The 22,095-nt window shown below is 43.9% G+C and carries 25 protein-coding genes and 1 other annotated feature; of the genes, 18 read left to right on the top strand and 7 right to left on the bottom strand.

What is annotated here, in order from left to right; genetic code table 11:
• Positions 1 to 78: 78 nt before the first annotated feature.
• From ABXS78_RS17335 to ABXS78_RS17310, 6 genes are all read left to right on the top strand, one after another.
• Complete coding sequence (locus tag ABXS78_RS17335; protein ID WP_366248281.1) at positions 79 to 624, top strand: YdhK family protein; 546 nt, start codon at positions 79 to 81, stop codon at positions 622 to 624.
• Between the two features lie 123 nt (positions 625 to 747).
• A complete protein-coding gene (nikA, locus tag ABXS78_RS17330; RefSeq protein WP_366248280.1) occupies positions 748 to 2,277 on the top strand; it encodes a nickel ABC transporter substrate-binding protein in 1,530 nt (509 codons plus the stop codon).
• On the top strand, positions 2,277 to 3,224 hold the full coding sequence (gene nikB, locus ABXS78_RS17325; protein ID WP_366248278.1) for a nickel ABC transporter permease: 948 nt from the start codon (positions 2,277 to 2,279) through the stop codon (positions 3,222 to 3,224). Before nikA ends, nikB begins: the two co-directional genes overlap by 1 nt.
• A complete protein-coding gene (nikC, locus tag ABXS78_RS17320) occupies positions 3,221 to 4,063 on the top strand; it encodes a nickel transporter permease (protein WP_366248277.1) in 843 nt (280 codons plus the stop codon). The genes nikB and nikC overlap by 4 nt, the downstream gene beginning before the upstream one ends.
• Positions 4,060 to 4,848, top strand: a complete 789-nt coding sequence (locus ABXS78_RS17315; RefSeq protein ID WP_366248276.1) for an ABC transporter ATP-binding protein — start codon at positions 4,060 to 4,062, stop codon at positions 4,846 to 4,848. The genes nikC and ABXS78_RS17315 overlap by 4 nt, the downstream gene beginning before the upstream one ends.
• Positions 4,845 to 5,606, top strand: coding sequence for a dipeptide/oligopeptide/nickel ABC transporter ATP-binding protein (locus ABXS78_RS17310; protein WP_366248275.1), 762 nt, complete (start codon positions 4,845 to 4,847; stop codon positions 5,604 to 5,606). The genes ABXS78_RS17315 and ABXS78_RS17310 overlap by 4 nt, the downstream gene beginning before the upstream one ends.
• Before the next feature lie 30 nt (positions 5,607 to 5,636).
• Here ABXS78_RS17310 and thrS read toward each other — a convergent pair whose 3' ends face one another.
• Positions 5,637 to 6,830: a threonine--tRNA ligase gene (gene thrS, locus ABXS78_RS17305; protein ID WP_366248274.1), complete on the bottom strand. Its 1,194-nt coding sequence runs from the start codon at positions 6,828 to 6,830 to the stop codon at positions 5,637 to 5,639.
• Between the two features lie 299 nt (positions 6,831 to 7,129).
• Positions 7,130 to 7,345: a binding site (T-box leader), on the bottom strand.
• Between the two features lie 63 nt (positions 7,346 to 7,408).
• On the opposite strand from thrS, the gene ABXS78_RS17300 reads away from it, so the two are divergent.
• Positions 7,409 to 8,107 (top strand): nucleotidyltransferase domain-containing protein, encoded by a 699-nt coding sequence (locus ABXS78_RS17300; RefSeq protein ID WP_366248273.1) that lies wholly within the window; start codon positions 7,409 to 7,411, stop codon positions 8,105 to 8,107.
• Between the two features lie 13 nt (positions 8,108 to 8,120).
• Complete coding sequence (locus tag ABXS78_RS17295; RefSeq protein ID WP_366248272.1) at positions 8,121 to 8,636, top strand: GNAT family N-acetyltransferase; 516 nt, start codon at positions 8,121 to 8,123, stop codon at positions 8,634 to 8,636.
• Positions 8,637 to 8,732: 96 nt separating this feature from the next.
• Here ABXS78_RS17295 and ABXS78_RS17290 read toward each other — a convergent pair whose 3' ends face one another.
• Together ABXS78_RS17290 and ABXS78_RS17285 are read right to left on the bottom strand one after the other, a co-directional pair.
• A complete protein-coding gene (locus tag ABXS78_RS17290) occupies positions 8,733 to 9,740 on the bottom strand; it encodes an iron ABC transporter permease (protein WP_366248271.1) in 1,008 nt (335 codons plus the stop codon).
• The gene (locus ABXS78_RS17285) at positions 9,737 to 10,738 is read right to left on the bottom strand and encodes an iron ABC transporter permease (RefSeq protein WP_366248270.1); all 1,002 of its coding nucleotides are present in this window, start codon (positions 10,736 to 10,738) and stop codon (positions 9,737 to 9,739) included. The genes ABXS78_RS17290 and ABXS78_RS17285 overlap by 4 nt, the downstream gene beginning before the upstream one ends.
• Before the next feature lie 136 nt (positions 10,739 to 10,874).
• On the opposite strand from ABXS78_RS17285, the gene ABXS78_RS17280 reads away from it, so the two are divergent.
• The 3 genes from ABXS78_RS17280 (at position 10,875) to ABXS78_RS17270 (ending at position 14,390) form a co-directional block, all read left to right on the top strand.
• Positions 10,875 to 11,825 (top strand): ABC transporter substrate-binding protein, encoded by a 951-nt coding sequence (locus tag ABXS78_RS17280; protein ID WP_366249975.1) that lies wholly within the window; start codon positions 10,875 to 10,877, stop codon positions 11,823 to 11,825.
• Between the two features lie 470 nt (positions 11,826 to 12,295).
• Positions 12,296 to 13,042: an SDR family oxidoreductase gene (locus ABXS78_RS17275; protein ID WP_366248269.1), complete on the top strand. Its 747-nt coding sequence runs from the start codon at positions 12,296 to 12,298 to the stop codon at positions 13,040 to 13,042.
• A gap of 79 nt (positions 13,043 to 13,121) precedes the next feature.
• On the top strand, positions 13,122 to 14,390 hold the full coding sequence (locus ABXS78_RS17270) for an ATP-binding protein (protein WP_366248268.1): 1,269 nt from the start codon (positions 13,122 to 13,124) through the stop codon (positions 14,388 to 14,390).
• A 51-nt stretch (positions 14,391 to 14,441) separates the two neighbouring features.
• On the opposite strand, the gene ABXS78_RS17265 is transcribed toward ABXS78_RS17270, so the two are convergent.
• From ABXS78_RS17265 to ABXS78_RS17255, 3 genes are read right to left on the bottom strand one after another with little or no spacing between them, the layout of a single operon-like run.
• Entirely contained in the window at positions 14,442 to 15,287 is an 846-nt protein-coding gene (locus ABXS78_RS17265; RefSeq protein WP_366248267.1) for an undecaprenyl-diphosphate phosphatase, read from the bottom strand.
• Positions 15,280 to 15,924, bottom strand: coding sequence for a DedA family protein (locus ABXS78_RS17260; RefSeq protein WP_366248266.1), 645 nt, complete (start codon positions 15,922 to 15,924; stop codon positions 15,280 to 15,282). The genes ABXS78_RS17265 and ABXS78_RS17260 overlap by 8 nt, the downstream gene beginning before the upstream one ends.
• A 14-nt stretch (positions 15,925 to 15,938) precedes the next feature.
• On the bottom strand, positions 15,939 to 16,538 hold the full coding sequence (locus tag ABXS78_RS17255) for a helix-turn-helix domain-containing protein (protein WP_366248265.1): 600 nt from the start codon (positions 16,536 to 16,538) through the stop codon (positions 15,939 to 15,941).
• 55 nt (positions 16,539 to 16,593) lie between these two features.
• On the opposite strand from ABXS78_RS17255, the gene ABXS78_RS17250 reads away from it, so the two are divergent.
• Positions 16,594 to 17,286 (top strand): YoaK family protein, encoded by a 693-nt coding sequence (locus ABXS78_RS17250; RefSeq protein WP_366248264.1) that lies wholly within the window; start codon positions 16,594 to 16,596, stop codon positions 17,284 to 17,286.
• Between the two features lie 33 nt (positions 17,287 to 17,319).
• Here ABXS78_RS17250 and ABXS78_RS17245 read toward each other — a convergent pair whose 3' ends face one another.
• Positions 17,320 to 18,252, bottom strand: a complete 933-nt coding sequence (locus ABXS78_RS17245; protein WP_366248263.1) for an LCP family protein — start codon at positions 18,250 to 18,252, stop codon at positions 17,320 to 17,322.
• Between the two features lie 167 nt (positions 18,253 to 18,419).
• Between ABXS78_RS17245 and ABXS78_RS17240 the strand changes: the two genes are divergently transcribed.
• The 6 genes from ABXS78_RS17240 (at position 18,420) to ABXS78_RS17215 (ending at position 21,936) form a co-directional block, all read left to right on the top strand.
• Positions 18,420 to 18,554, top strand: coding sequence for a hypothetical protein (locus ABXS78_RS17240; RefSeq protein ID WP_286160680.1), 135 nt, complete (start codon positions 18,420 to 18,422; stop codon positions 18,552 to 18,554).
• Between the two features lie 114 nt (positions 18,555 to 18,668).
• Positions 18,669 to 19,238, top strand: a complete 570-nt coding sequence (locus ABXS78_RS17235; RefSeq protein ID WP_366248262.1) for an AAA family ATPase — start codon at positions 18,669 to 18,671, stop codon at positions 19,236 to 19,238.
• Positions 19,235 to 19,627 (top strand): hypothetical protein, encoded by a 393-nt coding sequence (locus ABXS78_RS17230; protein WP_366248261.1) that lies wholly within the window; start codon positions 19,235 to 19,237, stop codon positions 19,625 to 19,627. Before ABXS78_RS17235 ends, ABXS78_RS17230 begins: the two co-directional genes overlap by 4 nt.
• A 12-nt stretch (positions 19,628 to 19,639) precedes the next feature.
• Positions 19,640 to 20,002: a hypothetical protein gene (locus tag ABXS78_RS17225; protein ID WP_366248260.1), complete on the top strand. Its 363-nt coding sequence runs from the start codon at positions 19,640 to 19,642 to the stop codon at positions 20,000 to 20,002.
• A 16-nt stretch (positions 20,003 to 20,018) separates the two neighbouring features.
• The gene (locus tag ABXS78_RS17220; RefSeq protein ID WP_366248259.1) at positions 20,019 to 20,414 is read left to right on the top strand and encodes a thiol-disulfide oxidoreductase DCC family protein; all 396 of its coding nucleotides are present in this window, start codon (positions 20,019 to 20,021) and stop codon (positions 20,412 to 20,414) included.
• A gap of 112 nt (positions 20,415 to 20,526) precedes the next feature.
• The gene (locus ABXS78_RS17215) at positions 20,527 to 21,936 is read left to right on the top strand and encodes a DUF1565 domain-containing protein (protein ID WP_366248258.1); all 1,410 of its coding nucleotides are present in this window, start codon (positions 20,527 to 20,529) and stop codon (positions 21,934 to 21,936) included.
• Positions 21,937 to 22,095: the final 159 nt, after the last annotated feature.

Raw genomic sequence — 22,095 nt, 5'->3', positions numbered from 1 at the left:
ATGTTAACGATAAAGATGGAAGGGTATAGGGGTAGGAGAGTATGATACATACTAATGCTAGAAAAGGAGGAGAATCAAATGAGGATACTAATGATTCTGCTTTTGGCAGTGTTCATGTTAAGTGCATGCGGCAATGATGAAATGCAAACACAAGATAGCCAAGGTGCCGAGGAAATGAAACATATGCAGCATGATGAATCCGGAAAATTGCCAGAGGGCCTGGAGGAAGCAGATGATCCTAAATTTCAGCTAGGCAGCAAAGTGATTATCCAGGCTGACCATATGGAAGGGATGCAAGGTGCCGAAGCGACCATTGTCGGTGCATTTGATACATATGCATATGAAATTACATATACACCAACGGATGGCGGCAAGCACGTGGATCACCATCGCTGGGTGATCCAGGAAGAGCTGAAGGAGGCGAATGAGCATCCGCTAGAACCGGGAATCGAGGCTACGCTTGAGGCTGACCATATGGAAGGGATGAAGGGCGCAACTGCGATTGTGGAAAAAGTAGAGGATACAACAGTATATATGGTCGACTACACTTCGACAGCAACAGGGGAAGAAGTGAAAAACCATAAGTGGCTGACGGAAGAAGAATTGTCACCATTAAAAGAATAGCTCCATAGCGGGGCTATTTTTTTATGGAAATTTATCTTTACAAATAGTAATCATTACGATAACATACAAAACGTAATGATTACGAAATTATCTCATACATATAGATTTAGAGGAGGAAACAGGATGAAGAAATTATGGATGAAGGTTTTAGGAGTAGCAGGATTGATAGTACTGCTTGCAGCTTGTACGAATAATGCAGATTCGGAGGGTGATAAAAAGCATCTGACCTTCGTTTATAATTTCGCGACGAATTCCTTGGATCCGAATGTAGACTCCAGCTACGTACCTTTGCGTGCAGGTATGACAGAAACGTTGGTTCGATTGAATGAAGAAACACTGAAGATTGAACCGTGGCTTGCAGAGAGCTGGGAAGGTACAAACGAAGGTAGAGAATGGACAATCAAGCTTCGTGAAGGTATCAAATTCCAAAACGGAGAACCGATGGATGCAGCTGCGGTAAAAGCATCATTGGAGAGATCTTTAAAGGATAACGTAGCCATCCAAAATGCATTGAAAATTGATACTATCGAAGCAATAGATGACAGGACATTGCAGGTTACGAATACACAGGCATTTCCGGAATTCGTTTCAGAACTTGTAAACCCCAACGTATCCATCATTGATGTGGAAGCAGGAGACTTTGTAAATAATCCGATTGGGACAGGCCCTTTCAAACTGGAATCCTTCACACCAGGCAGCAAATTGGAGCTGGTTCGGAACGAGGATTATTGGGATGAAAAAGCAAAGCTGGATTCTGTGACGTTCTCCTTCAATGAAGATGCGAATGCACGCTCCTTAGCATTAGAATCGGGTGATGCGGATGTTGTATTTCGTCCAGAAACAGAAAGCATCGAGAGCTTGGAAGCAAAGGATGGCATTAAGGTTGAATCGACAGAGACCTTCCGCGTTCACCAGATGACGATGAATATGGAGCGGGAAGAACTAAAGGATGTAAATGTTCGTAAGGCATTAGACGCCTTGATTAATCGAGATGAAATCGCTGATTCTGTATTGCTTGGGTATGCACAGCCGGCTAAAGGCCCATTCCCCGATTCCCTGCCATTCGCACCAAGCTATAGTGACCATGAAACAGGAGAAGATGTGGCAAAGGACTATCTGGAGAAGGCTGGCTATTCGCTAGTGGATGGCAAGATGCAGAAAGACGGGGAACCTCTTGAGCTCACAATGCTGACATACTCTGCCAGGGCTGATCTTCCATTGATTGCTCAAATATTCCAATCTGATGCGAAGAAACTTGGTATTGAAGTAGAACTGCGTCAAATCGAGATTCCGGAAGAATATATGGCAGCAAATCGGGATTGGGATCTGGCCACATACAGTAATCTGACAGCACCTCGTGGGGATGCAGGGTACTACTTGAATGCGACGTATCATCCAGATGGAGCTTTGAATTTCAGCGGGGCAGATGAACCAGAGCTGACGAAAATCATCGATGAATTAAATGTAACAGTTGATACAGACAAGCGTGCAGAACTAGCGGAAGCTGCTGCTAACTATGTGGATGAAAACCAAATCAATTCGTTTGTGATTTATCCAGACACGCTCGTAGCTTATGATGAAACAAAAGTAAAGAACTGGGTAACAACAAGAAGTGAGTATTATATGATTACAAATCAATTGGATGTGAAGTGATGTTTCGTATTATCGGGAGACGGCTGCTGGAGGTTGTGCTATTCATTTTATTTGTCACCTTCTTCAGTTTTCTTTTCCTTCGCCTTGCACCAGGAGATCCAGCGCTCACAATCCTGAATGTGGATGAGCTGAATGTAAGCCAAGAGCAAGTAGAAGCACTTAGGGAAGATATGGGCTTCAACGATCCTTTGCTTGTTCAATATGGAAAGTGGCTGTTGGAGTTTATTCAACTTGATTTTGGAAATTCATATATAACTAGTCAGCCGGTTGCAGAGATGCTGCTGACGGGACTTCCAGCTACACTGGAGCTGACGATCGGTTCCTTGATCGTTATGCTCTTGGTTGCTATTCCGTTAGGCTCGCTGTCAGCTCTATATAAGGATAGCTGGATTGACCATATCAGCAGATATTTTTCCATTATCGGAGCAGCTGTTCCTAGTTTCTGGCTCGGACTTATCTTGATAGATATGTTCGCTGTGAGGCTTAGCTGGTTCCCAACAATGGGACGTGACAGTTTGTTATCCCTTATCCTGCCATCAGTGACATTAGGACTTGCTATTGCAGGTGTTTACGTGCGGCTGCTTCGTTCCAGTCTGTTAGACTCCTTAGGGCAGGAGTTTGTCCGCGCGGCGAGAGCACGAGGTATTTCAGAAAGTCGCATCTTCTTCTCACATGCTTTCCGATACAGTTTGCCGCCTGTCATCACAGTATTCGGTGTCAGTCTGGGCAGCTTGATTGGAGGCGTTGTCGTGGTGGAAGTATTATTCGCTTACCCCGGTGTAGGAAAGCTAGTCGTTGACTCTATACGTCAACGTGATTACCCGCTGATTCAAGGCTATATTGTTCTGATGGCGGCTATCGTGTTTGTCGTGAATACATTAGTGGATCTATCTTATCGATATGTAAATCCTGAACTTCGTCTAAAGAAAGGAACATCAGCTAGATGAGTGTTATGGCTCTTTCCCCGAAAAGAATAAAGAAAGCCAGAGTCTGGCTGATTAGTGCGCTATTGCTTCTGTTGTTATCGGCAGTGGCATATACGTTTCTTTATTTGAAGCACGATGCTAATATGACAGATGTTGGGAACCGACTGGCGTCACCGTCCTGGGAACATCCGATGGGAACTGACCATTTAGGGCGTGATGTACTTACGAGGCTCTTACTCGGCTTCCGCCTGACTGTCGGCTACAGTGTGATTGCTTTGGCAGCAGCAGTCATCATTGGTGTTCCATTCGGTTTGCTTGCTGGATTAAAGGGAGGTTGGGTTGATCGCCTATTCATGCGAATTGCCGATGGCTTCCTTGCCTTTCCGGATACAGTGATAGCCATTGTACTTAGCGGTTTGCTGGGGCCCGGTATTGGAAATTTGCTTTTTGCAATTGTTCTCGTGAAGTGGGTCAACTATGCCAGGATGGTGCGCAGTACAGTGCTGACAGAAGTGCAAAAAGACTACATCACCATTGCCCGAATTAATGGTCTTTCCACATTTACAATTATGCGCAAACATCTGATGCCACATATTATTGGGAACGTACTCGTTTTAGCCAGTTTAGATTTTGGTAAGATCATCTTGCTGATCTCCTCGCTTTCCTATATCGGACTCGGAGCACAGCCTCCGACGCCAGAGTGGGGCGCTATGCTGAACGAGTCCAGACCTTATTTCCAAGCGAACCCGGAAATGATGATATATCCTGGACTTGCAATAGTGGTGGTAGTGTTGGTGGCAAATATCCTTGGTGACTATTTACGAGATAAATTCGATGTGAAAAAGGAGGTGCAGCCATGATTTTATCGATTAAAGATCTAACCGTATCACATGGTGAGAAAACGATTGTGGATCATGTCAGTCTAACTATCGATAAAGGAGAGTGGTTTGCCCTCGTAGGTCAAAGTGGCAGCGGGAAAACGATGCTGTCACAAGCAATCGGCCAGTTGCTTGGACCTAATCTAAGAGCCTCTGGCAGTGTAATTTACCAAGGCAGCAATATCCTTGAACGCCCAAAAACAGAAATGAACCAATTGCGAGGAAAGGCGATCAGTTACATTTTCCAAGACTATAACGGTTCTTTTACCCCCTTTCTGACGATTCAGCAGCATATGGAAGAGTATTTGCTAACACATGGAGTGCAAGAAAAGAAAAAGCGTAAAAATATGATAAATGAAGCATTTGAATCGGTTGGTCTGGATGCAGCTTTTATTAAGAGATACCCATTTCAGCTGAGCGGAGGCCAGCTGCAGCGTGCATCTATAGCACTTGCACTTCTTTTAGAACCTGATATTTTGATTGCAGATGAAGCAACAACTGCACTTGATAGTGTATCTGCGCATCGAATTCTTTCACTGCTTCAAGAGCTCCAGCAAAAAAAGGGCTGTGCGATTCTTTTCATCACCCATGATTGGCGGCATGTTGCTCGTTATGCAGATAAAATTGCTGTTATGAAAGATGGGAAAATCATTGAAGCTGGATCAAAACAAAAGCTCATCCATCAGCCGGAACATGCGTATACCAAACAGCTGATCCATGCTGCACCTACGCTTCCAATGCGTATCAAGGAGGTAAGCAAATCATGACTGTTATGGAAATAAGTAATCTGAAGAAGAGCTATAATCCCGGTAAGCTGGCTGTGAATGATTTGTCTCTTTCCATACATCAAGGGGAGAGCTTGGGGTTGGTAGGCGAAAGCGGCTGCGGCAAAAGTACACTGGCTCGCTGCCTGCTAGGTGTCGAAAAGATTGATGATGGATCCATCAGTTTTGATGGTACACCGCTAGCCAATGCAAATCGCAAGGAGCTTCGAGACTATCGCCGAAACGTTCAGACAGTCTTTCAAAATCCAACAGCTGCATTGAATCCAAAGCTGAAAATCAAGGATTCTTTGCTTGATCCTTACATGCAGTTTCAGCAGGAACTCCAACTGGAGCATTTTACATTCCATTCAAAACAAAGTTTTGTAGAACAACTGCTTGAAGCAGTTGAACTGCCGGAAGAACTTGGCGACCGTTATCCGCATGAGCTGAGCGGCGGGCAAAAGCAGCGCGTTACCATTGCGCGCGCCATCAGTATCGAGCCAAAACTCATTGTCCTGGATGAACCGACAGCAAGTCTTGATGTGCTTTCCCAAGGAGCCATTCTCGAGCTGCTTGCTTCCCTGCAAAAGACATTAGGCATGTCCTATCTGTTCATTTCACATGATTTAGCCGCAGTTTATCAGCTGTGTCAGCGCATCGCTGTCATGAAAGATGGGGAACTGCTTGATATATTTCAGAAGGAAGAAATTTACGATAATAGCCGTCATGCTTACACGAAAGAATTGATTCGTATATTTTAAGCGGATGCTCCAAGAGCACCCGCTTTTTTCTTATCCCTCAAACTGTTTCATAAGATCCAACAAAGGCATTTCCCCAAGATTGCCTTCCGGGCGTTTCCGGACAGCAACTGTCTTATTTTGCATTTCATTATCGCCTACAATAAGCAGATAAGGCACTTTTTGCTGCGATCCCTCTCGTATCTTCAATCCGATCTTTTCTGAACGATCATCCACTGATACACGGTACCCCCCCTTACGCAATTCCGCACAAACTGCATGAGCATAATCCGCATGTGCATCACTTATCGGGAGAACACTTGCTTGAACAGGTGCCAACCAGAATGGGAAGTCTCCTGCGTAATGCTCGATGAGAATGGCCATAAAGCGCTCGATTGATCCGTAGATAGCCCGGTGAATCATAATCGGCTGTCTGCGGCTGTTTTCTTGATCCACATAGCTGCAATCGAATTTCTCCGGCATCTGGAAATCAAGCTGAACAGTCCCGCATTGCCAGCTGCGCCCAAGGCTGTCGAGAATATGAAAATCGATTTTCGGGCCATAAAATGCACCGTCTCCAGCGTTTACTTTATACACAATACCTTGGCGTTTCAAAACATTCTCCAATGCTGCCTCCGCCTTATCCCAAACAGCGGGTGAACCCATGAAGTCTTCTGGGCGAGTGGATAGCTCTACTTCATAAGAAAAGCCAAATAGACTGTAAAAGTCATCGATCAGCTGCAGTACTTTTTCCACTTCTTGTTCAATCTGATCTTCACGGACGAACAGATGCGCATCATCCTGTGTGAATGACCGAACACGCAGCAATCCATTCAGGGAACCAGACAGTTCGTGCCGGTGAACAAGCCCTAATTCTGCATAACGCATTGGAAGATCGCGATAGCTGCGGAGCTTGCTGTTGTAAATCAGTACGGCGCCCGGACAGCTCATTGGTTTAATAGCATAGCGCTGATCATCCACTTCTGAGAAATACATGTTTTCGTGATAATGATCCCAGTGACCGGACTGCTCCCAGAGCTGCTGCTTCATCATGATTGGAGTTTTGATTTCATCATATCCAGCTTGGGCATGTTTTTCTTTCCACAGCTCCTCCAATTTATTGCGCAATACCATTCCCTTTGGCAAGAAGAAAGGCATGCCAGGTGCTTCCTCCATGCTTAGGAAAAGCTCGAGTTGCTGTCCGAGTTTGCGATGGTTTCGTTTTTCTGCTTCTGCTTGTTTATTCATGATAATTCCTCCTTTAGATATAAAAAAGACCACAATCCTCCCGTGATCGGGACGATTGTGGTCGTGGTTCCACCCAAAATTTCGCCAATACTGGCGCTTCATTCGTGATAACGGATTTCCCGATAGCGGATACTGCTAGTTCCCCGCTATAGCTTGAAGGTGGTAATCCAAATCGTTCTCCTGCAGGGCTCTCAGCCGGTGACCCTGCTTTCTGTCAGGAGAAGGATGATCTGAATCATGTCCTTCGCATTGCTTTTTAAGATATAAAATTGTAAACAAAAAGACCGCACTCATCTCTCTAAAGGGACGATTGCGGTCGTGGTTCCACCCTAATTCCATCAGCATATAGCTGATGCTTCAAAATACGATAACGGTCTTCCCGATTACGGATACTTGTGTTTCCCCGTAATAGCTCCAAGGCGGTAATGCATATGCTTATCTGCGAAGGTTCCAGCAATTCCTTCGCTCTCTGAAAGATAGAGGCGTGTGCATCTTGTCCTTATCAACGCTTCTGTTTTGTTGTATGCTCATTATACAGATACTGGATATAGACGTCAAATGAAAATGAGGGATTTTTTTTGAGAGACCCAAAAGATACTGCCAAAAGATTCATCGAAATCCACCATCCGGACTGCACAGGAGCAATGCTGGCAGGAAGCTGTGCCAGAGGGGAAGCAACAGCCACTTCTGACCTGGATATCATTATTCTGTATGCGGGAGAAAATAGGGCGTACAGAGAATCTTTGCATTTTGATGGGTGGCCGATAGAGGTGTTTGTTTACACAGGAGAGGCCTACAAGAATTTCTTTGCCAGTGACGCAGAACGAGGAATCCCTTCCATGCCAAGGATGGTGAGTGAAGCGATTGTACTGAAAGAAGCGCCAGTTGTTACCAAAATGAAATCCGAAGCAAGCATTATATTTGCTGCTGGACCTTCGCCTTGGGACAAACAAAAAATCGATCATAATCGGTATATGATTACGAATCTAATTGATGATTTCCTTGATAAAGAGGTAGGCGGGGAAGCGTATTTCCTGGTTAATGCAATCGTCAATGATCTGGCGATATTTACGCTTCGCACCAGCCGGCATTGGATTGGTTCAGGTAAATGGATGTTCCGGGAATTGAAGAGCATGGACTCAGATCTTGCAATTCAATTTGAACAAAGCTTAGAAGCATTTTATAAGCAACATGATAAGCAAGCTATTGTACAGCTGGCAGATGATTGCTTGGAGCCGTACGGTGGACGCCTATTCGAAGGATATTACTTGGGTTGAGGGGGAAAAATCTATGAAAATAAGAAAATTGACAGCAGCTGATGCAGAAGCTTACTGGGAACTAAGACTACAAGCCTTGCAGGCACATCCGGATGCATTTGGCACCTCCTATGAGGATGCAGTGAAACAGGAAAATCCAATAGAACGGATAAGGGGAAATTTTGAGAGTCCGGATGCTGAGACGTATGGGATATTTCTGGATCGGAATCTCGCCGGCAATGCAACATTAAGATATGAAAAGCCTGTAAAGCTCCGCCACCGTGCAGATTTAGTAGCAGTTTATCTAGCTCCTGAAACAAGAGGAAAAGGGTACGGAAAAAAGCTGATAGCGCATATGATCCAAGTGGCAAAAGAACGGGAAGGAATTGAAAAGGTAAACCTTGTCGTAGCTGCGACAAATCCGGTTGCCAAGCATGTTTACGAACAAGCTGGTTTCCGGCAATTTGGCGTAGAAAAGCATGCATTGAAAATAGGAGATACATATATTTCAGAGATACATATGGCTTTGATTTTGGAGGAGAGCAAATGAATTTCATTTTTGATTTGGATGGTACCATCTAACCCGGAGATCCTACGAACTGATATTTAGTATAGTAAGCAAATGAACCCTCTCATTAGCGAGGGTTCATTCTTTAATCAACAAGTAGATAAAATAAGGTGCGCCAATCGCCGAAACTACCAAACCAATTGGAATTTCAGATGGCGCCAGAATCGTTCGCGATAAAGTATCGGCTACAAGCATAATGAGAGCTCCGATCAGTGCGCAAATCGGAAGCAGATGCTTGTGATTCGGTCCAACGATACGCCTTGCCAAGTGCGGTGCGACAAGTCCGAGGAAGGTAATTGCTCCTCCAGCGGCTACGCAAGCTCCCGCCAGTGCAACAGCAAGGAGCAGCAGGATTGTGCGCTCTTTTTGCACCGGAGCCCCGACACCGACAGCGATTTGGTCGCCTAGTGTCAAAACGTTTAATGCTTTTGCTTTATAAATTGCATATGGGACGAGCAGTATAATCCAAGGCAAGAGTGCAAGGACATAATTCCAGCTCGTCTGCCAGATGCTGCCGTTCAGCCAGATTGTCGCCTGCGTGAAATCCTTCGGTTCCATCATAAGCTGGAAGACGATGATCAGACCGCCGAAGGCAGCGTTTATCCCAATACCGACAAGAATTAGACGGACTGGCGTAACACCTTTTTTCCAAGCTAATGCGTAAATAAGGCATGCTGCGAGGAACGCCCCAGCGAATGCGAATAGTGGCATGATGAATACTTGCAGGCTGCCGGTACCAGCCAGCTTATCCTGCAGGAAGAAAATATAAAGGACGACAGCAAAACCTGCCCCTGCATTGATTCCTAAGATACCTGGGTCAGCAAGTCCATTCTGGGATACACCCTGCAGAATCGCACCTGCAATACCCATTCCGATTCCTATCAATAGCGCAATTACCATGCGCGGCAGACGGAAATCGAATAAGATTACATCAAATGAGCCATCCCCGGTACCAAGCAAAGTCTTTACAACATCTGCCGGTCCGATAGGGATTGTTCCGGTATTCAAGCTGATGAAAAATACAATAAGAATAGCAGTAATTATTCCGATTGCCACCAGATTAGTTTTTTTCGCAGGGTGTATCATATGTTCTTACCCTCCCGGCGAGCTAGATAAATAAAGAATGGCACGCCGATCAAAGCCGTGAGAGCGCCAACAGGTGTTTCGAAAGGTGGATTGATCATACGTGATGCAATATCGGCAAAGTTAAGTAAAAGACCGCCCAACACAGCCGAACATGGAATGATCCAGCGATAATCCGGTCCGACGAGGAACCGTGTGATATGTGGAATAACCAATCCGACAAAACCGATTGTACCGCCGACTGAAATGGCAGCTCCTGTTAAAATCAGCACAACCAGTACTCCGGCTGCTTTCACCAGACCGGTCTTTAAACCAAGGCCGGTCGCCACATCTTCTCCGAGACTTAGGGTCGTAACCGATCCGCTGATGAACAATGCCAGTACGAAGCCGACCGCAGCAGCTGGGAATAACAGCTTTACCGTATCCCATTGCACATTCGCGACACCCCCCGCGTACCAGAAGCTCAAGTCCCTGGCAACATCAAAATGAATTGCCATGGCGTTGGAGAAGGCTCCAAGTAAAGCAGTGATAGCAGTCCCTGCTAATGCCAGCTTCACTGGTGTCAATCCGGTTCTTGCCAACAGGCCAATTCCGAAGACAAGTCCAAGGCCAAGTCCTGCACCAAGAAATGAGAATAAAAGCAGGTTTACGTTGGAAATACCAGGAAGGAAGACAAGTGCAATCGCGATCATGAAAGTCGCACCGGAAGTTACGCCCATGATTTGCGGAGAAGCAAGCGGGTTGCGAGTCATCCCTTGCATGATCGCTCCGGAAGCAGCAAGCATTGCGCCAATCAGAACTGCCGCTACAGTACGAGGCATTCGAAGCCGATGAATGATTTGATGGGATGTATTTGCAGCATCATAATGGAAAATACTATTCCAGACAGTGCCCAGTGAGATATCCGCGACACCGAATACGATTGATAGTCCTATAGAAAGAATCAGCAGGGCGATACCTGCGATAAGTATGATTGTGCCAATTAGTTTTCGTGCTTGCATCGTTATCCCGCTTTCTGCGCTCTATGTATACCAAATGAATGAAATGATGCTTGTAATTGATAATGAGAATTGTTATCATCTAATATGAGATTATAACATAAACCAAGAGGTGAGTCCCTTGTTCAAAAGAAAGAGTATGTTTTTACTGCTGGCAGTCTTCGCCAGTGTTGTATTCATTATAACAGGTTGCGGCAATAACGATTCAAGTGACAATGCTGAAAATAATTCCTCCGATAAAGAGAGCAGTGAAACACGTACAGTTACGGACGCAATGGGCCATGAGGTCGAGATTCCTGCAAATCCTAAAAATGTACTTGCTTCCTATTTGGAGGATAACCTTGTAGCACTTGATATTACACCAGTAGCGCAATGGTCTGTAAATAATGGCGATCCACAAGGTTACTTACAGGATAGCTTGAAGGATGTACCAACAATTGATTCCACACTTCCTTTTGAGGCAGTAGCAAGCTTTAAACCAGACTTAATCATCATGGATTCTGCTTCCTTGGTAGAAGGCGATAAGTACGAGCAGTACAATAAAATTGCCCCTACTTATGTAATGGGTACGGAAGAGAACGGCGACTGGCGTAAAGAACTGCAAACAGTCGGAGAAATCTTCGGTAAAGAGGATGAAGCACAAAAGGTGCTTGATGATTATGATGCAAAAGCAGCAGATGCAAAAGAACAAATCCAATCTGCAATTGGCGATGAATCTGCGGCTGCTATCTGGCTTGTCGGCGGACAGCTTTACATCGTAAGTGAGAACCTATCAAGCGGTGCGGTACTTTACGGTGATCTAGGTCTTACAGTGCCAGAAGGCGTTAAGGAAATTTCCAAAGGTGCAACAGCAAACTGGAACCCAGTTTCTCTTGAGCAATTGGCTGAAATGGATGTTGACCACCTCTTCTTGATCAATAGTGATGAAGGTGATGGATCTGAAATCCTGGATGATCCATTACTTGCAAATGTACCAGCTATCAAAGACGGCAATGTCTATAAATATGATAAAGAAACAAGCTGGCTGTACACTGGCCCGATTGCGAACGAGCAAATTGTGGACGATGCAGTTGAGAGCTTAGTGAAGTAAGAAAAACTTTTTCCCTGTGAAAATGGGGGAGAAGTTTTTTTTGTAATGAAATAAATTGTTTATTGAATGCAGATAAATTTAAGGAGAATAAGTATAGAGCAGGAGGATCACTCCTGCTTTTTTGCTGATCAAATAAAGATACTTTGGTATGTATGGAAGTAAATATCCAAAGCTGTACAGATCGAGGCTGTCAGGAGAAAGAAATCGTACGCTGAAAACCTTTTTCTCTGGTGTTAATCCAGCCGATCACAAAAAGAGGAACAATGATTGATACCCACATATCGTTATGATTAAATGCAGATACGGAAATAGCTTTATAAAGAAGCCAGCTGTAAATCAGTATCGTAATGACTACACTGTAAACGGTAAAAAACAAAGCATTTTCAAAGTGATATTTCCTTGTAAGTAGGATTTCCTTTCAGTGTAAACGAATGATGTTAAGAGATAGTAATAACAGGAGGTTCTTATAGATGACTAAGATAGCAATAGTAACTGGAGTTTCGTATCCCCGCTCCATTGGTACGGCAGTATGCCGCCGGCTAGCAGAACAAGGGGTGGATATCTTTTTTACATATTGGCGGGCAGGTGAGACTTGGCCTGAACAGCTTAGGAGCGAGTTGAAAGAAGCCGGAGTCAAAAGCTTTGGTATGGAAGCAGATCTAGAACAACCGGAGACAGCCGAAACTATTCTGCAAGAAGTACAGCAGCAGCTAGGAGTTCCGGCTATATTAATCAATTGTGCTGCTTTTTCACAGAATGGCAGCTATGAGGAACTTGATAGGGTTCAGCTTGATCGTCATTATGCTGTGAATATGAGAAGTGTCTTCCTGCTTTGCGCAGAATTCGCAAAACTTTTCAAAAAGCATCGGCCAGCCGACAAAGGAAGTATCGTAAACCTCACTTCTGGTCAGAGCCAAGGGCCTATGCCTGACGAACTGGCATACATTGCTACCAAGGGTGCCATTACGGCATTCTCTCAATCTCTTGCTGCTGATTTGGCGCAGGTTGGAATCAATGTCAATGCAGTCAATCCAGGTCCGACAGACAGTACATGGATGACAGACGATATAAGACAGCACCTGCTTCCTCAATTTCCAATGGGGAGAATCGGAGAGCCGGATGATGCAGCGAGACTTATCAGTTTCCTAGTCGGAGAAGATGGCTACTGGGTGACGGGACAGGAGCTTCATTCAGAAGGCGGTTTCCTTCGCAGATGACATTTATGGAAGAAAAATCTATTAATGGTTCATGCTATCAGTTAAGATGAAAGGGAAGTAAGTACGAGGGGGAAACTGATTGCGTTACTTGTATGAAGAAACAGTTAAGGAAACAGGAAAAGAGATGCCTGGATACCCTGCATTTGCGGGATTAATGAAAAGCATGCAAGAGGAACTCCAGGAAAAGTATGGTGAATTTTACGCTGTGTATAATACAGACGATGTTCATTTTGAATTATGGACTATCGTAGAAGAAGATATCCGAAAAGAAAATCCGGAAATCGAGCATGTTGCTCAGCTTTTTGAGCGGCTGGAAAGCTATACATTTGAATACGATGAAGAAGCACAGGTGCCAGTTTATAAGGTATACCGCGCGTTGAATAACCAGTTGTATGCATATCCTGCTGCTGGTGTTGCTTTTGCGAGAATCCCGTATTTCAGTGATGCCAGCATCGTGTATTTGCAATGTGTGCTGGCTACAGGAAAAGAAAATATCACCTCCTTCCTGCAAACGCTTCGAGATAGAGTCTGGAAGAAAAGCAGAGATGAAGTTCTTGTCTTCAAGGATAATGGCGAGGGTGTCACACAGGAACAGCAGCAAGTCACAAATACGGTGAAGCGCGAAGATGTCGTGCTCAATGATTCTGTAAAAAAAGAAATTTATGGCATGCTGGATCAATTCTTTACAGAAGATCGATCCTTTTTCACAACCTATGATATTCCGTATCGCCGTGGGATCCTATTATATGGACCGCCAGGAAACGGAAAAACAACACTTGTGAAGTCGATTGCCAATACGGTTGCAGCACCTGTGGCTTACTGGCAGATTACGGAGCATACATCCAGTGAATCGATAGAGGAAGTATTCAGTTCTGCTACACGACTGGCACCAATGGTACTGGTCATCGAGGATATCGACTCTATGCCGGATGAAGTGCGTTCCTACTTCTTGAATACATTGGACGGAGCAACTTCCAAGGAAGGTATCTTCTTGATTGGAACAACCAACTATCCGGAAGAAATCGATCCTGGCTTGATTAATCGTGCAGGAAGATTTGATCGCGGCTATGAAATCACTTTGCCGGATGCATCCTTGCGCAGCCAGTATGTTGAGAAAGTTGGCTTCCTGAATCTATTGAATCAAGAAGAAGTGGATAAAGTGGTTGATAAGACAGAAGGTTTCTCGTTTGCACAGCTCAAGGAACTCTTTGTTTTCCTGGCAGCAGCTAAACATCAAGGAGATGAGGTTTCCGCTAAAGACATCATTAAGAATATGAAGCGGGAATACAAGAAAAGCAAGTCTGGGAAATGGTGGGAAGAACAGCAGGATGAACTAGGATTCCGCTAAAAGGGAAAAGGCGATCTGGTTTTAATCAGATCGCCTTTTTCAATGAATTCTTCAGCTTGCTGCAAGTACGACAACCAGCAAAACAGCAGCAAGTACAATGCGGTAAATAGCAAATGGAACAAGCTTGTACTTGGATATTATTTTTAGGAAAGTCCGTATTGCAAGCAGTGCAAAAACAAACGCACTGATAAATCCAGCAACAAAGAACGGAATGACATCAGGAGTGAAAGCATCCAAGTGCTTCATAAGCGTAAGTGCACTTGCACCTGCCATAACAGGAACTGCCATGATAAAGGTGAAGTCAGACGCTACACGGTGATTCAGTCCTAATAGGACACCGCCTGAAATGGTCGAGCCAGAACGGGAAAACCCAGGCCAAAGAGCGATACATTGGAAGAGGCCAATCAAGAACGCCTTTTTATACGTTAGTTCATCCAAAGATTCTACTGTAGGTGAATGTTTTTTGGTGTGGCGGTCTGCAAATAACATGAGGATAGCACCTGCAATGAGTGCTGCAATCACTGTGATAATTGAAAACAGATAGTTGTCCACCATATCCTGCACGAAGAAACCGAGCACTGCTGCCGGGATAAGACCTGTAATGACAATCCCCAGGCTGAATCTACCTTGCTTGCCTGGAAGCTGTTCCGTCTTTCCCTCCAGTTTTCTTATTCCGAGTATGTCCATGAATCGGTCCTTGAACACAATCACGGCAGCCAGTATGGAACCTAGCTGAATCACGACCATGAATGTGATGCTAACTTCCTTATTGAAAAGCTGATCAATATTCAGCCATAAATCGTCAACGATAATCATATGCCCGGTGGAGGAGACAGGAGCAAACTCCGTCAACCCTTCCACTAAGCCCATGATGAGCCCTACAATAATTTCATACATTTGTTTTCTTCCTTACTGTTTGAATTGTATTCTTCTTCCGGAGCTTTCGCAGGAACCAGATTCCAGCACCTGCTAAAACAAGTAGTGCTAAAGCAAGAACGCCGTATTGATAATAACCAAGGTATGTTTCTACACTTTCCCACGATGCGCCAAGCCATACACCAAGCATGACCATGACAGCGTTCCAAATTAACGTGCCAAAAGTAGAATAGAGAAGAAACAAGCCGAAATGCATATTCGCCATACCTGCCGGAATCGATATGAGACTTCGTACGACAGGGATGAATCGGCATAGGAATACTGTCCATACGCCATATTTATCAAACCAGCTATCTGCTTTATGTAAATGGGAGCTTTTTAATTTCAAATATCGACCCCAGCGTTCCACCCAAACCTCGAGCCGTTCCAGATCGAAAAGCTTTCCGACCCAATACAATATAACGCTTCCGAGCATAGCCCCAACAGTTGCGGACAAAATTACACCTACGGGACTTAAGCTGGTAGTGGCAGCGAGAAAGCCCCCGAATAGAAGTATGATTTCGGAAGGAATTGGCGGAAAGATATTCTCAAAAGCCATCAAAAAAAGAATGGCAGGGTATCCGTAGGTTTCCATTAGGTCAGTCATCCAAGATTCCACAAGCGTTTCTCCTTTTATTTATTGGTAGCCTGCATAGCGGAATGCACTGCCAAGGTATCATCCAGATATCCAAAAGGAAAAATATAATCAGGAAGCGCATCAATTGGATTGATGAAATATAACAATGCTGCTCCGAGAATGATCAATTCACGTTTAGATCCCGCGCCGGTCTGAAATTTGACGTACATCTGCTTCAAGTCTTGGACAAGCTTGCCGACACTTCCAACTGCATTAAGCTTCTCTTCGAATTTCTCGTCAATAATTTGTTTTCCGCCTTCAGTCAGTGCGACTTCCTCGTATGAAGCAAGCTGTTTTTCTACGCGTCCCTGACTGAAATCTGGATCAGCTTGCTGACAAAGAGCTAGTAGATGCTGCTGCCCATCAATCGGTACGGATTCAATAAAGCCGGCTGCAGTCATTAATTCTTCAAGGGGCACATCCAATGATTCGCTCAATTTATGTAAATGATTTACCGTTGCATTGCGTTTTCCATTCATGATCTTGGATACAATTGCTGGATCGATGCCAGTTTGCCTGCTTAAAGCACGCATCGATAAACCTTTTTCTTTGGTTTTATGCTTCAATAATGTGATTAGCTTGTCATTCATTTGCATGAAAAGATGCCTCCTTTGTTCAATCACCTGTTAAAGGTACAAGAGTGTTGACAATTTGTCAATCAATGAGGTAGAAATGAAAGAGAAAGAAGGGATGGAAGTGCAGCATAGAAATTTTCAAGTGGCAGTTTTGATTCTATGTGTCGTTTCAGGACTTGTCGATGTATTGGGATATATCGGATTAGCACATGTGTTTACTGCGAATATGACAGGGAATATCGTTCTCCTTGGAATTGGTTTGGGAGATGCAAGGCAGGTCGTAATAAATAACGCATTATTTGCTTTACTTGGATTTGTCATAGGAATCTTAGCAACTAAAATAGTTGGAAAAGAAAAAGGAGAGCCAAGAAGAATCGTGTTTGCCGAGTTTGTGTGGCTGACAACCATTGCATTGTGCGTACTCTTCGTACCGGCTTCCTCTATCTGGTCTATTGTGTTATTGGTGTCTTTAAGTGCAGCTATGGGGATGCAGACCATTGCTGGCAGGAATATGAAGGTCGCTGGGGTTTCCTCCACGGTGTTGACTAGCACGCTGGCTGCCTTTGTTGAAGGAATCGCAGACTGGGTTACTCGTAGGTCACAATCCATGGTTGATACTTATCTTAGAGGAGCAGCAATTCTCCTCTATCTGCTCGGTGCCGCACTCGGCAGCTTTAGTGAACGAATAATTGGTCTTCACAGTCTATGGGTTGCCGTGATTTTGTTATTTGCCGCATTTTTATTACAGAAGAAAAATTCTATTGCGTGACTAATAGAAAAAAGCGATCCGTTGTGGATCGCTTTATTTGCTGATGCTATCATGTATGGTTTGAATCTCTTCATCAGGGATGAGCAGATAGTAAATACCATCAATGGTTGTACCTTGTCCTTTCATCTCATGCTCTTGGACAGACTGCCGGACATTCCGGTAATCTGTAAACAAGTGCTGCATGGAAGAAAGATTAAGATTGGTCTGTACATTATTGCCCATCACTTTAAGTAGGTCGTCAATTTTGTTAACCGATTTAATGCTTGCTCCTTTATTGATCACAGCTTCGATCACTTGGCGCTGACGGGCATTCCTCCCGAAATCACCTTCCGGATCCAAATGTCTCATTCTTGCATAACCAAGAGCCTGCGGACCATCCAGCGTGATTTCGCCTTTTTTATAATGATAGTCCTTCTTATAGAATCCTTCATCATACCAGTCTAATTCATTCTGTACAGTTATTCCGCCAACAGCATCAACCAGATCGGATAATCCTTCCATATTTATCTCCACGAAATAATCAATATCCGTATCAAAAAGGTTTTCAACCGTATTAATGGACATATCCACTCCGCCAAATGCGTAGGCGTGATTGATCTTATCTACTGTACCGTGACCGACAATTTCTGTACGCGTATCCCGTGGGATACTGATTAAATCCATTGATTCTGAAGCAGGATCCAAGGACATCATCAAAAGCGCATCAGAGCGTCCTGCATCACCATCACGTTCATCAACACCAAGCAGCAGGATATTGATGCGCTCTTTGTTCTTCACTTTTTCCGATGTTACGCCATCATCAATAGCTGCAGATTCCTTCTGTATACCGTCCACCGTCTGCTTTACATCTTTTGCAGTAAGGAAAAGGAAGGAACCAGCCCCAATTAGGAGCACAAGGAGGATGAGTAGGATATACCTGCCTATTCGTCGCTTCTTCTTACGTCTTGTATGCCGTTGTTTTTCCATTTGCGTATCCCCCTAACCATTAAAAAATACGCTGTTGTTGACATTTTGTCAACAACATACATAATTATCAGCACGTGAGGGATACTAACTGTATCGTAACAGTTATCGGACTTTACTTCCCAGCAACAGACCTGCCCGATGAGATTTTGAAGGGAGGAATGTCTGCCATGAAGGATTCCCCAACCAATCCAAAACAGCCAAAAGATAATCTGGCTCTTCTGCTCGCACTCTTCACTGTCATCCCTACAGCCTGCAATCAACTACTGGATGCTGCTCATAAATTTATCAAACTATTCTTCTAAGGCGAAACCGCAGGGCTGCGTGCTCTGCGGTTTTTTCCATGCATCTTTCATCTATACAAAAATTTACAAATCTTACTTTATTATTGATACACTTAAAGGAAAAGGGGTGGTTTTGTGGAAGTCATCTTATTATTTGGACCGCAGGCTGTCGGGAAAATGACAGTCGGGCAAGAGCTTGAGAAACGGATGGGATATCGATTACTGCACAATCATATGACAATTGATTTGCTAGTACCTTTCTTCGGATTTAGTGAGGAAATGTGGCGTCTATCCACGCTTTTTAGAGAAGAAATATTCCAATCAGTAGCTAAGACAAATCTTCCGGGTTTTATATTCACTTTTGTATGGGATTTTTCAAGTCAGGAAGATTGGGAAACGGTTGATAGAATGTGTGCAATCTTTAAACAGCAGCGTATAACAGTCTATTTCGTCGAATTGCAAGCAGATGTCGATATCAGATTAAAACGTAACGTAACCGAGAACCGTTTGGAGCATAAGCCGACAAAAAGGAATATTGCCTTTTCGAAAGCGGATCTTCTACGCACGATGGAAACAAGCCGCCTTCAATCAAGAGAGGGAGAAATCAAGGAAACAAATTATGTACGGCTTCAAACCGATGATCTTTCGGCTTCTGAGACAGCAGAGGTGATCATTCAGCATCTTGGTTTAGAGGATATGCAATGAACATCGGGCATAAATTTGGGGCAGGCTTTTTACTTGTTAGTATGTTTTCTTTATGTGTCGGTTTAAACGGCTTTTTACAGATGGATCAGGACATAAGCATTGGAGGAGCACTTATCTTCGCTATGTATATGAGTCCTTTTATTTTTATTTATGGCATCTGCATTTCCTGGCTGATCAGCAGGAAAGTAAAACCAGTTGATCCGGGGAAGATAGGACTTTATATTGCACTGCATGGATTAGGGGGACTGCCGTTTGCAGTCTTGAGTCTTTCTTCTCAAAGTTCTGCTGCTTTTCTGTTTGCTGCTGGTCTAGGTGCATTTTTGGCGATACTGTTCGCTTTGATTGAACTCGGTCTAATATATATAACGAAAAAGGCGCGTATCGGATGACTGGTGCTGTATGTGCCAATCCTAGCTTACTTGACGGTTTTCCTTATCGGTCAGGTGCAATCGGCACCGCCTCCAATTGATGAGATGGGAGACATCGATCCAGGTTATTCTGCCAGAGAAGCAGTTAAATTCGTTACCCAGCGGCATGGTCAGGAAGAAAACGGAGGATTCCCTGCAGAAACAGGTAAAGTAGAGCGGTGGGAGCTATTCGGAGAGCGTTTCACGAGAGAAACGGTTATTGAAAACGTTCCGGGGGAAAAGGAAACATATTATGTAACATTGATGGAAAAGAATTTGGACCGGCAGGAAGTCTATAAGACGACATATCTTACTAGTGAAAATGAATTGATGCTTCATAATAGAGTGAGTGAATAACAGAAGGAGGGATAGAATGGATAGCAAGGCAATCATTCTTTTTGATGGTGTTTGCAACTTATGTAATAGCAGTGTCCAATTTATCATAAAACATGACAAAGCTGCTTACTTCAATTTCGCCTCCCTCCAAAGCGATTTTGGCGGACAGCTGAAAGAGACTAAGCAAATCCCGGATAACGTAGACAGCATCATACTTGTGGAAAATGGCAAGGTGTATATGCAATCCAGTGCGATTTTGCGTATCGCTCGAAATCTGGATGGTGTATGGAAATTGGCTGCTGCAGCTCTTATCATACCGCGGCCAATTCGAGATATGGTTTACCGATATGTGGCTAAAAATCGTTACCGCTGGTTCGGCAAACAAGATCAATGCATGCTGCCATCACCCGAATTAAAAGAGCGATTTTTGTGAGAATAAAGATATTGTGAAGATTGAGCAGGGCTCCTATACAAATTGCCTAATGAACGGTATCATACTAGCAGTAGCCAAGAACGGCAAATTTTGCATAGAAAAGAGTCAGCTAATGAGAATAACGATCCTGGTCGCAATCGTACTGTGCTTGATTGGCGCGGGCATCTATTCGATTGCGTCGAACAACAAGAAGGAAGTGGAAGCAGTAACCGCTCCCAAACAGCTATTCGTTGCTACTGATGGCAACGATGAGAATGAAGGAACGAAAGAAAAGCCCCTTCGTACGATACAGGCAGCTGTGGATCAAGCCACCGCAGGTACAACCGTTTATATTCGTGGAGGAACTTATACGGATGGATTTGAATCAGTCCATAGCGGAGCGGAAGAGGCACCAGTTATCATTCGGAATTTTGAAGATGAAGAAGTGGTCATCAGCGGAAAAGAAAAGGTAATGGAAGAAGATACAGCAGTTGTGAATGTTGATGACAACGAATACATCACAATACAAGGACTAACCATTCAGGATTTGAATGTAGATTCTCCTGACTTTGCTGTGATGGGTATCCTCATAACGGGCAATAGCTCTCATATTACTATCATTCAAAATCATATCCACCATATAGGGAACGCTTCAGATGAAGGCAATGCCCACGGTATTGCAGTATATGGAACCGGCAAAATGGAACAAATACGGGTTATGGATAATATTGTAGAGGAATTAACCCTTGGTCTTAGTGAAGCAGTTGTGCTGAACGGTAATATTGATGGATTTGCTGTAACAGGCAATACCGTTCGCCATAACAACAATATCGGAATTGATCTGATTGGATATGAGGGTACATCGGAAGACCCTGATGCAGATTATGTAAGGAACGGAACAGTTCAGGGCAATGTAGTGCATGATAACTCTTCTTATGGCAATCCAGCATATGGAGAAGATTACTCTGCAGGCGGCATTTATGTAGATGGTGCTAAGAATATCAAAATAAAAGCGAATACAGTTTTCCGAAATGATCTAGGTATTGAGGCAACTTCTGAGCATAAAGGACAGTACGCTGATAACATTGAAATTACTGAAAACGAAGTATATGAAAATAACTATACAGGCATTTCAATTGGAGGCTATGATGAGGAGCGAGGCGGAACTAAAAATTCGTCTATCACCTATAACGTGCTTTTCAGAAATGACACAAAAGACCTTTATGGCGGTCAGCTGCTTCTGCAGCATGATATTAGCGGCAATGAAATCTCATATAATGTGTTCACAGCCGGCAAGAATGGTCTATTTATCGCAAATGACTTCCAAACAAACAGCAATACTTCTATGACTAGAAATGTATACGATAAAGACAAAGAAAACAGCTGGGTGTGGAGACAGCAAGAATATAGCGATTTTGCCAGTTTTAAGGAAGCAACCGGACAAGAAGAGGATTCGGCTTATATAGAAGTGCATTACATGGACGCCTCCAGTAAGGATTTCACCCTGAAAGAAGGAACCACAGCACAAGCAGTCATAGACTGAAAAAAAACCTGCATGCTGAGCATGCAGGTTTTTTTGTATGAAGGTTGTGGGATGATAATAAATCTTCCTTTTACATAATAGGATTACAGCTGCGTAAATATTCTCTTATCTTTGTAGCATTTTTGTAAACGAATACAAATGTAGACGAGTATTTGCTAT

Source organism: Terribacillus aidingensis, assembly GCF_040703035.1.
Classification (GTDB): Bacteria; Bacillota; Bacilli; order Bacillales; family Amphibacillaceae; genus Terribacillus.
This window is presented reverse-complemented; position numbering and strand designations above follow the sequence as displayed.

What these genes read in the sequence shown, in the direction of transcription:
- ABXS78_RS17335 (WP_366248281.1), top strand. Translation starts at nt 79, where the DNA reads ATGAGGATACTAATGATTCTGCTTTTGGCAGTGTTCATGTTAAGTGCA.
- nikA (WP_366248280.1), top strand. Translation starts at nt 748, where the DNA reads ATGAAGAAATTATGGATGAAGGTTTTAGGAGTAGCAGGATTGATAGTA.
- nikB (WP_366248278.1), top strand. Translation starts at nt 2,277, where the DNA reads ATGTTTCGTATTATCGGGAGACGGCTGCTGGAGGTTGTGCTATTCATT.
- nikC (WP_366248277.1), top strand. Translation starts at nt 3,221, where the DNA reads ATGAGTGTTATGGCTCTTTCCCCGAAAAGAATAAAGAAAGCCAGAGTC.
- ABXS78_RS17315 (WP_366248276.1), top strand. Translation starts at nt 4,060, where the DNA reads ATGATTTTATCGATTAAAGATCTAACCGTATCACATGGTGAGAAAACG.
- ABXS78_RS17310 (WP_366248275.1), top strand. Translation starts at nt 4,845, where the DNA reads ATGACTGTTATGGAAATAAGTAATCTGAAGAAGAGCTATAATCCCGGT.
- thrS (WP_366248274.1), bottom strand. Translation starts at nt 6,830, where the DNA reads ATGAATAAACAAGCAGAAGCAGAAAAACGAAACCATCGCAAACTCGGA.
- ABXS78_RS17295 (WP_366248272.1), top strand. Translation starts at nt 8,121, where the DNA reads ATGAAAATAAGAAAATTGACAGCAGCTGATGCAGAAGCTTACTGGGAA.
- ABXS78_RS17290 (WP_366248271.1), bottom strand. Translation starts at nt 9,740, where the DNA reads ATGATACACCCTGCGAAAAAAACTAATCTGGTGGCAATCGGAATAATT.
- ABXS78_RS17285 (WP_366248270.1), bottom strand. Translation starts at nt 10,738, where the DNA reads ATGCAAGCACGAAAACTAATTGGCACAATCATACTTATCGCAGGTATC.
- ABXS78_RS17280 (WP_366249975.1), top strand. Translation starts at nt 10,875, where the DNA reads ATGTTTTTACTGCTGGCAGTCTTCGCCAGTGTTGTATTCATTATAACA.
- ABXS78_RS17275 (WP_366248269.1), top strand. Translation starts at nt 12,296, where the DNA reads ATGACTAAGATAGCAATAGTAACTGGAGTTTCGTATCCCCGCTCCATT.
- ABXS78_RS17265 (WP_366248267.1), bottom strand. Translation starts at nt 15,287, where the DNA reads ATGTATGAAATTATTGTAGGGCTCATCATGGGCTTAGTGGAAGGGTTG.
- ABXS78_RS17255 (WP_366248265.1), bottom strand. Translation starts at nt 16,538, where the DNA reads ATGCAAATGAATGACAAGCTAATCACATTATTGAAGCATAAAACCAAA.
- ABXS78_RS17245 (WP_366248263.1), bottom strand. Translation starts at nt 18,252, where the DNA reads ATGGAAAAACAACGGCATACAAGACGTAAGAAGAAGCGACGAATAGGC.
- ABXS78_RS17240 (WP_286160680.1), top strand. Translation starts at nt 18,420, where the DNA reads ATGAAGGATTCCCCAACCAATCCAAAACAGCCAAAAGATAATCTGGCT.
- ABXS78_RS17230 (WP_366248261.1), top strand. Translation starts at nt 19,235, where the DNA reads ATGAACATCGGGCATAAATTTGGGGCAGGCTTTTTACTTGTTAGTATG.
- ABXS78_RS17220 (WP_366248259.1), top strand. Translation starts at nt 20,019, where the DNA reads ATGGATAGCAAGGCAATCATTCTTTTTGATGGTGTTTGCAACTTATGT.
- ABXS78_RS17215 (WP_366248258.1), top strand. Translation starts at nt 20,527, where the DNA reads ATGAGAATAACGATCCTGGTCGCAATCGTACTGTGCTTGATTGGCGCG.